General features: G+C 63.3%; 6 protein-coding genes. 2 read left to right on the top strand and 4 right to left on the bottom strand.

All coding sequences use genetic code 11. The features are described 5' to 3' along the window. Positions 1-321: 321 nt before the first annotated feature. Positions 322-567, top strand: coding sequence for a hypothetical protein (locus tag BX592_RS21655; RefSeq protein ID WP_134194338.1), 246 nt, complete (start codon positions 322-324; stop codon positions 565-567). A 197-nt stretch (positions 568-764) separates the two neighbouring features. Here BX592_RS21655 and BX592_RS21660 read toward each other — a convergent pair whose 3' ends face one another. From BX592_RS21660 to BX592_RS21670, 3 genes are all read right to left on the bottom strand, one after another. Continuing rightward, positions 765-1,412 carry a hypothetical protein gene (locus tag BX592_RS21660; protein WP_134194340.1) on the bottom strand — a complete coding sequence of 216 codons (648 nt, stop codon included), beginning with the start codon at positions 1,410-1,412 and terminating at the stop codon, positions 765-767. Between the two features lie 200 nt (positions 1,413-1,612). Then, positions 1,613-2,257: a recombinase family protein gene (locus BX592_RS21665; RefSeq protein ID WP_134194342.1), complete on the bottom strand. Its 645-nt coding sequence runs from the start codon at positions 2,255-2,257 to the stop codon at positions 1,613-1,615. Further along, positions 2,254-3,267, bottom strand: coding sequence for a chemotaxis protein CheB (locus BX592_RS21670; RefSeq protein ID WP_134194344.1), 1,014 nt, complete (start codon positions 3,265-3,267; stop codon positions 2,254-2,256). Before BX592_RS21670 ends, BX592_RS21665 begins: the two co-directional genes overlap by 4 nt. Positions 3,268-3,461: 194 nt before the next feature. Between BX592_RS21670 and BX592_RS21675 the strand changes: the two genes are divergently transcribed. Beyond that, entirely contained in the window at positions 3,462-7,568 is a 4,107-nt protein-coding gene (locus BX592_RS21675) for a CheR family methyltransferase (RefSeq protein WP_134194346.1), read from the top strand. A gap of 55 nt (positions 7,569-7,623) precedes the next feature. Here the strand turns inward: BX592_RS21675 and BX592_RS21680 are convergent, their stop codons facing one another. Next, a complete protein-coding gene (locus tag BX592_RS21680; RefSeq protein ID WP_134194348.1) occupies positions 7,624-11,793 on the bottom strand; it encodes a chemotaxis protein CheB in 4,170 nt (1,389 codons plus the stop codon). Positions 11,794-11,889: the final 96 nt, after the last annotated feature.

An 11,889-nucleotide genomic window follows, 5' to 3' on the forward strand; every position in this document is an offset into this window, starting at 1 on the left:
TGTTTGTTCGAATCGCGAGGTTTTCGGACAATACTCGCCGACGTGCTAACCGCGCTCGCTACCCGTGCAGCAGAACGCCCGCGACGAGCATGCTACGTTCGCCGGCAACGGCACTGCACATACGGCGGCCCCGACCAGCATTATCGATTGACGGCGGGCAAGCAAACCACGTACCGTAGGCTTGCGGATCGAAACCACCGTCCGATGCCCAAACTGGGCACACCGCGTGCGTGCCGTCAGAAACGATAGCAGCACGATAGCAACGCTTGACTCAACACGCTTGCCACACCCCAGGCGAAAGCCGCCCAATCAAGGACCTTCATGACTAATAGCGCGCTCTATCTGCAGGGCAATTATTTCTTCCTGATCGACGCGCACTGCGCGGAGTCAGGCCGTTGGGAAGTGGACGTCACGTTCTCGCTGTGTGCGGATTACAAGCAGACAACTGGAGATATCAGGAAGTCCATGCAGCATATGTCCGCCACGTTCCCGAGTGAAGCGATTGCTCATGTGCAGGGGTGCGCATGGGCGAGAAACGAAGCAAGCCGTGGCATTGCGGGGCTTTAGTCAGGCGACCGTGTAAAACGTACACAAGATCGGTTCACAGGTACCGTCGCGCAAAAAAGAGCGGCCACGAAGGCCGCCTCATGCCGTACCGGGAAGGCCGCTCAAAGGCCACGCCGCAAGGCGAGGAGTGCAAGCGGACGGTGCCATGCCCTTCACGGAACCGGACAATTGAACGGGTTGGCCGATGCCTGCGGCCGTTAGTTAACAGGTTGCAGCGCCTCCATCAAAATTCGCAGCGGTGCGGGCTTACGCAGCGTGACATCCAGCAGCCTGTTCTGCGAGACCATCCGCGGCCGCGAGGCAAGACCGACGACTCGCGCGCCGCGCATCCTTTGCCGGACCCTCACCGCGTATGCAATCTTCCTGCCGAAGCGCGTATCCAGATCGAGCAGCACAGCCTCCGGCGCGAAACGCGTCAACATCGCGTCGAGTTCGGTGCGGCCCTGCGCGGACATCACCCGATAGCCTTTCAAACGCAGCAGCAATGCGTATGACGCAGCGATCGGTTCGCACGCGCTTACCACGATCAGTACACGCCGCGGCGGTAGCGCGCGGGCCCGGGTGCACACTGCGTCGCTGCGCAATTGCATTTCATTGGACAGCCACACCAGTCTTGCACGGCGATAGGTATCGAGCGCCTGCGCGAATTCGATCGAATCCACGCCGCTTGAATCTTCGACCCGATGCATCTTCTCCGTGACGGACTGCAGCGTCGCAAGCGACGCTTCAAATTCACGACACGCACGCTCGCTGATGCCCGCCGGCACCGGTACCGCATCGCTGCCGCGCTTGAACTGACTCCGTCCGATTGTTTCGCGTGAATGCTTCGATGGCCATCTACGCATGACTGTGACCATAGTCCGTCCCTCGTACCGGTTGGCCATCGCGGCTACTGCGTTCGTTCACGGCATCACCGGCGCAATTCATGTTACGCAAACCGCAGCGCGACGTGGTGTCCGAAACCATCGGTCTGCGGGCATGCGCGTGGGCGCGGCCCGCATGCGCGAATGCCCGGATCAAAGCAGACGTTTTGCATCGTCGACGTTTAAGTAGCGGCCGCGTTTTCGCCGACCAGGCGGATGCGCAGCACGGTCTGGCGCGACGTGCCGAACCTGCGTGCGACTTCACTGACGGACTGGCCTTTGTCCAGCGATTGCAGCACGCGCTGACGCTGCTGAACCGTCAGCGACGGCGGTCTGCCCGTCGGTTTGCCCTCGGCGCGCAACGCCGCGAGACCGTCCTTGCTGCGCAGGCTCCGGCACGCGACATCGAGCCGCGCCAGCGCACGCAGCGCCTTCACCACAGGTGCCTCCGGCAGCGCGGCCAGATCGGCGCGTCCGACTTCGACGCAGCGGATCGATACCTTCGCTTTGCGGGCTTGCATCAACGTGTCGAGAATATCGCGCGCGCTACAGCCAAGCGCCGCGAATTCGAGCACGGCGAGGGTATGGCGAGGCATAAGGCGCCGCAACAGGCTTTGCAGTTCCGGCCGCTCGCGCGCCGGTGTATAAGCCGGCACATCTTCGGTTGTGAGCCGGCCAAGCGCGACCGTATAGCCGGCCTTGTCGAGTTCGATCAACTCATGCTCGCGCTCGAACGGATCCGCCGCGCCCAGCAGATAGATATGAACTTTCCCGACGCTCGCGTCGCGGGCGATCGGCCCGCCCGCACTGCGCACGCTTCGTCTCATTCAGCCTCCCGTCCTCGCAGCGCACCGGCACGCTCGACCGCCGCGCGCAACAGATCGGACAACGCCTGCGCGTCGTTGATCCGCAGGTCCTCGGCGGATGCGGCGGTCGCGTCGCCCGCGCGCGTGGCGGATTGCCGCCGCTCGCGCGCCAGCACGACGCATTCGTTGACCGCGCGAATCGCCATCCAGATCGACTGTTCGGTCCGCTGCACGATCGCCTCGTCGAGCGAGCGTATCGAATATGCGTGACCCGTGTGACACCGGTAGCGCGGCGGATGGATGTCGCGCAGGCGCCAGAGCACGCCGCCGCAATCCGGACACGTCAACGCGGACCGTACCGCAATGCCGTCCAGTTCGTCCAGTCCTACCCGCTCGCCTGATGCGATCTGCGCCTCGGTGCGCAGCGCAGCATGATCGATATCGTCGGGGTCCGGCGCAATGCGCGGCGCGCCCTGCACGGCCGCGACGATTGCGTCCGCGAGCGCGTCGGCCAGCGCGATTGCATCGGCGCCCGCCGCTTTCAATGCGGCGCGCGGCATCGATGACACCTCGCAGTCGGCGGGGTCCTGCACGATGCCGTAACCGCCGTGCGCGCGGACCATCGCGAGCCCGGCCGCGCCGTCGTCGAGATCGCCGCTCAGCACGACGCCCACCACCCGTTCGCCGTATTGCATCGCCGCCGAACGGAACAGCGGATCGGCCGCCGGCCGCGCGAAGTTTTCCGCCGCCGCGCCGCTCAACTGAAACCGGCCTTTGTTCATTAACAAATGACGGTCAGGCGGCGCAAGGTAGATGTGCCCGGGCTGCGGCACGTCGCCGTGAGAAGCATGGCAGGCCGGCAATGGCCCCCAGCACGACAATAGTTCGGGCAGCCGGCTCGCGTGCCGCCCTATGTGAACTACGATAGAAATGATAGCGGGCAGGTCGGCCGGCAAACGGGCGACGAGCGTTCGCAGCACATGAAATGCACCGCTGGACGCGGCTATTACGACGACGTCACGGCGCTTCATGAAGACCTCCAGAGCACGTTGTGCAGCAAACGGCGGACCTGACCTGCGCTGCACATCTTGCTCTGCCTTTGGCGCGATATTTGCGAATAACGGCTGTCGACGGATAATAGGGTCCCGCCATATCAGGCCTGCCCGCTTTCCCCCGTAGGGCGGTCGATGAGAAGGCGCCCGATCCACTTCAGGGACATGTAGCCATGCCTAAACCACGCGGGCAATCGCTGCCTAGCCAGGCGCGGCATTCGATCGTCGGGATCGGTGCGTCGGCCGGCGGATTGAATGCGCTCCTGCAATTCTTCGAGGCGCTGCCTGCCCATACGTCGATGTCGTTCGTTGTGATCGTGCATCTGTCGCCCGATCACGAAAGCAACTTGCCGGCGCTTTTGCAAAAAGCGACCGACATGCCGGTCATTCAGGTGACGACCGAGACGCCGATCGAACCGAACCATGTGTATCTGATCGCGCCATCGCTTGAATTGACAATGGTCGACGACATGCTGCGCATTGAACGCCAGACGCCCGAAGAAGGCCGCCGTGCGGCAATCGACCTGTTTTTCCGCACACTTGCCGAAGCGCACCGCGAACGTTCGATCGGCATCGTGCTGTCGGGTGCGGGTTCAGACGGCTCGGTCGGCCTGTCGCGCGTGAAGGAAATGGGCGGCATCACGTTCGCACAGGACCCGGCCGAAGCCGAATACGACAGCATGCCACGCAGCGCGATCGCGACCGGCATGGTCGACTTCGTGCTAGCGGCGGCCGAAATGCCACAGCGCCTGATGGACCTATGGAACACCACGAAGCAGATCCAGTTGCCCGATGCGGCAGAAATCGACGAACGCAACGCGGAAGTCAGCGAAAGCACCGAGCGCGCACTGCGCGAGATCATGGTGATTCTGCGCACCCGCACCGCGCACGACTTCCGCCATTACAAGCGGGCGACCGTGTTGCGCCGGATCGAGCGGCGCCTTCAGGTGAACGGGCTAACCGATCTGCAGGCGTATCGGGATTTCCTCCATCTGCATCCGGACGAGACCCAGGCGCTGCTGCAGGACATGCTGATCAGCGTGACGAATTTCTTCCGCGACCGCGAGGCCTTCGACGTCCTCGAAAAAGACGTGCTACCGAAAATTTTCGAAGGCCGCAACGAGCAGGACCGCATTCGCGTGTGGTCGGTCGGCTGCGCGACCGGCGAAGAGGCGTATTCGCTTGCGATCCTGCTGCAGGAACGTTCGCTGAAGTCCACCGATGGCCTGACCTTCCAGGTCTTCGCGACCGACATCGACGAACGCGCGATTTCTTTCGCGCGCAATGGCCTGTATCCGGACTCGATCCTCGCGGACGTGTCGCCGGTGCGCGTGCGGCAGTTCTTCACAAAAGACGCCGCACACTATCGCGTGAAAAAGGAATTGCGCGAGCACATGCTGTTCGCGCACCACAACGTGCTGAGCGATCCGCCGTTTTCGCGGCTCGATCTGATCTGCTGCCGCAACCTGCTCATTTATCTCGACCGCGAAGCGCAGATCGACATCCTGAAGATGTTCCACTTCGCGCTGCGTCCGGGCGGCATCCTGTTTCTCGGCAGTTCCGAATCGGCGGACAGCGTCAGTTCGATGTTCACGGTCATCGATAAACGCAACCGGATCTACCGCGCGAACAGGGCTGTGCGAGGTGATACGCCGATGCCGGTGTCGATCGCGGGCACGATCGGTTCGCGGCCGATGGTCGCGACCGTGCAGCCGCCGGGGCGCCGCCGCTTCTCGTTTGGCGATTTGCACCAGCGCCTCGTCGAGCAATATGCGCCGCCCAGCGTGCTCGTGAGCCGCGAATCGGAAATCGTCCATCTGTCGGACCGCGCGGGCCGCTTCCTGCAGTACTCGGGTGGCGAGCCGTCGCACAATATCGTGGCCGCGGTACGACCGGAACTGCGCCTCGAACTGCGCACGGCAATCTACCAGGCGCTGCACACGAACCGCAGCGTCGAAGCGCGTCGCGTGCGGATCGAGCGCGACGGACGCTCGTATTTCGTCAATATGACCGCGCGCCCGGTGCACGATCCGGAAACCAATGCGGACTTTGTGCTTGTGCTGTTCGATGAGGTCGAGGACAGCATGGGTGGCGCGGAAACCGTGACGTCGAGCGATCCGCAGAAAGACCCGCTTATCAGCCAGCTCGAGCGCGAATTGCAACGCACGAAGGAGCAGTTGCAATCGACGATCGAGCAATCCGAAACCTCGACCGAGGAATTGAAAGCGTCAAACGAGGAATTGCAGGCGATCAACGAGGAACTGCGTTCCGCGACCGAAGAGCTCGAAACCAGCAAGGAAGAACTGCAGTCGATCAACGAGGAACTGACCACCGTCAATGCGGAGTTGAAGTCGAAGGTCGAAGAAACCGGCAAGATTAACGACGACTTGCAGAATCTGATCGCCGCGAACGATATCGGCACGATCTTCGTGGACCGCAATATCTGCATCAAGCGCTATACGCCGCGTGCGACCGACGTGTTCAGCATTATCCCGTCGGATATCGGCCGCTCGCTGCTCGACATCACGCACCGGCTCGAATACGCGAAGCTCGCGGACGACGCCGCCGAAGCGTTCGATTCGCTACGGCTGATCGAACGCGAACTGCGCAGCAACGACGGGCGCTGGTACCTCGCGCGCTTCGTCCCGTACCGCACGACCGAAGACCGCATCGACGGCGCGGTGCTGTCGTTTATCGACATCACCGAGCGGCGCAATGCGGAAGACCGGCTGCGCGACGGCGAGCGGCGCATGCGTATCGTCGCGGAAAGCACGAAGGACTACGCGATCATCACGTTCGACGACGAAGGCCTGATTACCAGCTGGAACGCGGGCGCGCAGCGCATTTTCGGCTATACGGAAGAGGAAATGCTCGGCCAGCCGGCCGACGTGCTGTCGACCGACGAAGACCGCGCGAGCGCCGTCGCGCAACGCGAGTTCGACGAGGCGCGCCGCTTCGGCCGCACTGAAGAGGAACGCTGGCACCGCCGCAAGGACGGTTCGCGCTTCTTCGCGGGCGGCGTGCTGTCGCGCCTGAACGAAGACGGCCTGCGCGGCTTTGCGAAAATCACCCGCGACCTCGGCGAGCTGGTGCGCAGCGGCGAGGCGGTCACGCTACGCACACCCGGCGATGCCGCGCACAATGCCGGCGAACGCGACGCACAGTTGCGCCGCGACGAATTCCTCGCAGTCGTGTCGCACGAGCTGAAGCACCCGCTCAATCTGATTGCCGCGAGCGCCGAGCTGATCGCGCGCGCGCCGCAGACGAGCGGCAATCTGAACCTGTCGCGCGCAAGCGATACGATCCGGCGCACCGTGATGAGCCAGGCGCAGATCATCGACGATCTGCTCGACATTTCGCGCGTCCGTACCGGCAAGCTATCGATCGTCCGCACCGCGGTCGATATGCGCGAAATCGTGCAACGTGTCGCAAGCGCGGTGAAGAACGATGTCGCGCAACGCAATATTGGGCTGAACCTGGTGGTGACGGACCAACCCGTGATCATTCACGCAGACATCACGCGTATCGAACAGATCGTCTGGAACCTGGTCAGCAACGCAATGAAATTCACGAGCCATGGCGCAATCGACATTGCGCTGCAACTGGACAACGGCAATGCAGTGCTGCGCGTTACCGATACCGGTAGCGGCATCGATCCCGAACAGATTCCGCATATCTTCGATATGTACCGGCAAAGCCGTCATTCGGTCGGACGGCGCAGCGGTCTCGGCATCGGGCTTACGCTGGTGCGCGAGCTGGTGAACGTGCATAACGGCACCGTGAAAGCAGAATCGGAAGGACTGGGCCGCGGCGCATCGTTTACGGTCGAGTTGCCGACGCACCGGCCATTGTTCCATGTCAGCTCGGCGGACCAGGCCGCGCCGGCGTCGCTCAGAAGCATGCGCGTGCTGATGGTCGACGACGACGCGGCGACCGTCGAAACCTTCAAGCTGCTGCTCGAAAGCGAGGGCGCGACGGTGCAGACCGCGACCAGCGGCACGCAAGCGCTGGCGCTGCTCGATAGCGAAGCGCCGGACGTCGTGCTGTCCGATCTCGGGATGCCCGATATGGACGGCTTCCAGCTGATCGACCAGATTCGCAAACGGCCCGGCTTCGAGCGCGTGATCTGCATCGCGCTGAGCGGTTTCGGCCAGGACGCGGATGTCGCGCGCGCGAAGGATGCGGGGTTCGACGCGCATCTTAAGAAGCCGGTGATGCTCGAAGATCTGCTTGCGGCGTTCTCCCGCTTGCGCGGCACGCGGCCACAACAGACCGCGTAAGCGCGCGCAATCCGCAGCCCCCGCACCTCACGCGAGTCGCGCGCGAGGTGCGGGTTCAACTAACGTCCCGCCCGGTCAAGCGCATCAGCGCATGGAGCAGCTCGTCGAAATCGAGCGGCTTCACCAATTGCAGGTCGACGCCTTCCCTCGGCTTTGCATTTGCATTCTGCTCGCGACTGCCTGCGGACAGCACAATCATCTTCAGTTGTTCCGGTGTGCACACGGCCCGCACATTGCGCACGAACTCGCCGCCGTCCCGGTCGCGCAACGGAAATGCGGCGAGCAGCACATCGACCGGTTCGCGCGTCAACGCCGCGAGCGCTTCCGAGGCGCCGAGCACGATCCGCACCGACGCGTGCTCCAGTTCGAGCAGCTTCGATAGCGTCGCCGCCGTTTCCCGATCGTCTTCGACAATCAGCACGCGCAGCGCGTCGATGCTTCCCGGCTGCTGCGTCGCGGCCGCGCCGATGCCGCCGCGTTCTTCCGCGACCGGCAACCAGACGGTCATCGCGGTGCCCTTGCCGTGGCCGTCGGAACGTGCGGCAACGCGGCCGCCATGCATCTGCGCGAGCTGCTTGACGAGCGCAAGACCGATTCCCAAACCGCCTTTCGACGCGTCCCGCATCCCGCGGCCCTGCCGGAACATTTCGAACACGTACGGAAGCATCGCACCGTCGATGCCCTGACCGTCGTCGATCACATCGATACGCCATAGCGTCTGTTCGCGCCTGAGCCTGATGCTGATATGGCCACGCGCATCGGTGAACTTCAGCGCATTGCTGACCAGGTTCCACAGAATCTGCTCGCAGCGCACCGGATCGGCCGTCGCATGCGCAGGCGCTTGCACGTCGCCGAAATCGACAGACAGCGAAATGCCGCGCGCACACGCGTCTTCTTCCACCGCGTCCGCGACGCTGGCGATCAACGCGACCAGATCGACCCGCGCGAGCTCGAGCGCGAGCTTGCCGGTGCGGATTCTCGACAGGTCGAGCAGATCGTCGATGATTTGCGCCTGCGTACGCACCGCGCGCCGGATCGAGTCGGCCGTTTCCCGCACCGATACGAGACCGCGTGCTTCGGGCAGCCTCGGCAACATTTCGGCTTTCACGCCGATCAGGTTCAGCGGATGTTTGAGCTCATGCGACAGCACCGCGATGAAATCGTCCTTCAGCTGATTCGACAGCACTTCCTTTTCGCGCTGCTGCCGCTCGTGTTCGAGCGCCTGCTGCTTCGAGTCTTCGCGGCGCTTGCGCTCGGTCAGATCGCGCGCGATCTTCGCGAAGCCGGTGAACGCCGCGTCGGAGATCGGCGTCACGACGCCGCTGCAATAGACGCGTCGCTCATCCTTCGTCACGTGCCAGCGTTCGTCGTCCGCACGGCCGTCGCGCAGCGCGGTCTCCCGCTCGCGCGCGGCCGCCTGCTGTTCGTCGTCGCCCGGTCCATAAATGAGCGATACATTGCGGCCGACCACTTCGCTTTCCGTATAGCCGAAAATGCGTTCGGCGCCCGCGTTCCATGTCACGATCGCGCCTTGCGGGTCCTGCACGATGATCGCGTAGTCCGCGGTCGATTGCGCGACGAGCCGCAAGCGCTCCTCGCCACGTCGCGCCGCCTCTTCGGCTTCATGCCGTGCGGTGATGTCGATCAGCGTCAGCACCGTGCCGTCGATGCGGTCGTCGGCAGTGCGGTACGGCAACAGGCGCACCAGATACCAGCGGCCTTCGCTGCTCTGAATTTCGCGCTCGATCAGCTTTAACGTTTCGAACGACTGTTTGACGTCTTCCGCGAGCGTCGGATACTGCAGCGCATGCGTAATGTCGAACAGCGAGCGGCCGATATCGGTATCGATCAGCTTGAAAATACGCGTCGCGTTTGCGGTGAAACGCTTCACCAGAAATTTCTTGTCGACGAATACGGTTGCGATATCGGTCGACACGATGATGTTCTGCAGGTCGTCGTTTGCTTTCGCGGTGTCTTCAATCCGGTTCTGAAGTTCGGTGTTGACCGTGGTCAATTCTTCGTTGACCGATTGCAATTCTTCCTTGCTGCTTTCGAGTTCTTCGGTCGCCGAGCGCAACTCTTCGTTGATCGCCTGCAATTCCTCGTTCGATGCCTTCAGCTCTTCAACTGACGTCTCGTACTGTTCGATGGTCGTCGCCAGCTGTTCGCGGCTCAGTTGCAATTCGTGATCGAGCTGGATCAGCACCGGGTCACGGCCGCCGTCCTGCTCTTCGCCTTCGTCGGTCATCCGCTCCTGCACTTCGTCGAACAGCACGAGGAAGAAGTCGGCATCGAGACCGGCATCGTGAAACGGACGCACGGTCATATTGATCCATGACGCCTGCTCGCCGCGCACCAGCCTGACGCGCCGCGCTTCGACGCTCGCGCCGGTTTGCAGCGCGCGGAACAGCGTGGTGCGCAAGTCGAGCCGCAATTCCGGCAGCACCAGTTCCATGATGTTGTTCGACGGTTCGCCACCCGCGTGATGCAGGAAACGCCCTGCGGTATCGGACAGATGCACGATGGTCGATTCGCGATCGATGATCACGCTCGGCGGCGCATATTCTTCAAGCACCCGCTGATGCAGCGCGGAGAATGAAAAGCTGCGCCGATCCGCCGGCGGCTGCGCGGTGCTGGCGACGGGCAGCGTGATTGGCTTTTCGTCACGCGCCGCCTGATCGCTGACGCTCAACAGCGGAAAGCCGACCGCGGTCTTCACGCGACCAAGCGCCGGACGCGCGCGATAGATGCGGTTTTTCTTGTCGACGACGACAAACAGGTCGTCCGCCGAATCGGCCGATTCGGCCGTGCCGAGAAACAGATAGCCGTCCGGCCGCAACGCGAAATGAAACAGCTCGAGAATCTGGCGCTGCACCGACCGGTCCAGATAGATCAGCACATTGCGGCATGAAATCAGATGCAGCTGTGAAAACGGCGGATCGCGCAACAGGCTATGCACCGCGAACAGCATCTTTTCGCGTATCGGCTTCACGATCCGGAAATTCACGCCGTCGCGAACAAAGAATTTCGCCAGCATCGGGCCGGGAATATCGGCGCTCACCGACCCGGGGTACACGCCCGCACGGGCGCGCGCAATCGCCGCTTCGTCGATGTCGGTTGCGAACACCTGCACGGCGGTCGCCGAGTTCGCCGCGTCGCGCTCCTGCGCGAGCAACACCGCGATGGAATACGCTTCCTCGCCGGTCGAGCAGCCGGCCACCCAGACGCGCACTTGCGGGTCGGCAACCGACGGACGGAACAGCCCGTGCACGACATCGCGCCGCAGCGCCTCGAACGCGTCGCGGTCGCGGAAGAACTGCGTGACGCCGATTAACATGTCCGCGAGCAGCGCGCTGGTTTCCGCCGGTGTCGTGCGCAGCAGGTTCCGGTAAGTCATCAGGTCGTGCACGCCGTTCACCTGCATGCGCCGTTCGATGCGACGCAGCACCGTCGCGCGCTTGTAGTGCCGGAAATCATGGCCGGTGCGCACGCGCAGATGCATCAGGACGTCATGCAACGCCTTTTCCGACTCTTCGCGCGCCGGCTCAGCCGGTCCCTCGGCCTCTTCCTCGGCTTCGAGGTTGATCGGCTGGATGCTCTGCACGTTGCGCCAGAGTTCGACCAGTTTGCGCGGCATCGCGGCCACCGGCAGCACAAAATCGACATGCCCGGTCGCGATCGCATGGTGCGGCATCTCCGGATAGGCGGCATCGGTCGGTTCCTGGGCAATCGTCATACCGCCCGCTTCCTTGATGCGGCTCAAGCCGACCGCGCCGTCCGAACCGGTGCCGGACAGCACGATGCCCATTGCGCGCGTGCCATGCGCGTCGGCGAGCGTGCGGAAAAAGACATCGATCGCAACCGGCGCGCCGCCGTGCTGCGTGCGCTCGGTCACGCGTAGATACCCGTTCGCGGCCGACAGATATTTGCCCGGCGGAATGATATAGACGTGGTCCTTTTCGATCTTTGTCGCGCCTGTCACCTGACTGACCGGCAGCCGGGATACGCGCCGCAGCACTTCGTCGATATGACTGACCGGCTCGGCCGGCAGATGCAGGATCACGACGAACGCAAGGTCCATCGACGCGGGCGCATGGTTGAAAAAAGTCAGCAGCGCTTCGACCCCGCCCGCCGACGCGCCGATACCGACGACGGGAAAATCCAGGATCGCGGCAGCGTCCCGGTTCGGCATATCCTGCCCGGGTGTCGAGGGCTCGCTCGGCATTGACTTCTCCTGTTTTGTCGCGATCGTTGGGGGTTCCGGCTGGCGGGCGGTGGCATGTACCGCTGCGGCGCGCGCGACTGGGCTGCGCAACCGAAG

It is taken from the genome of Paraburkholderia rhizosphaerae (genome assembly GCF_004366595.1).
GTDB lineage: Bacteria > Pseudomonadota > Gammaproteobacteria > Burkholderiales > Burkholderiaceae > Paraburkholderia > Paraburkholderia rhizosphaerae.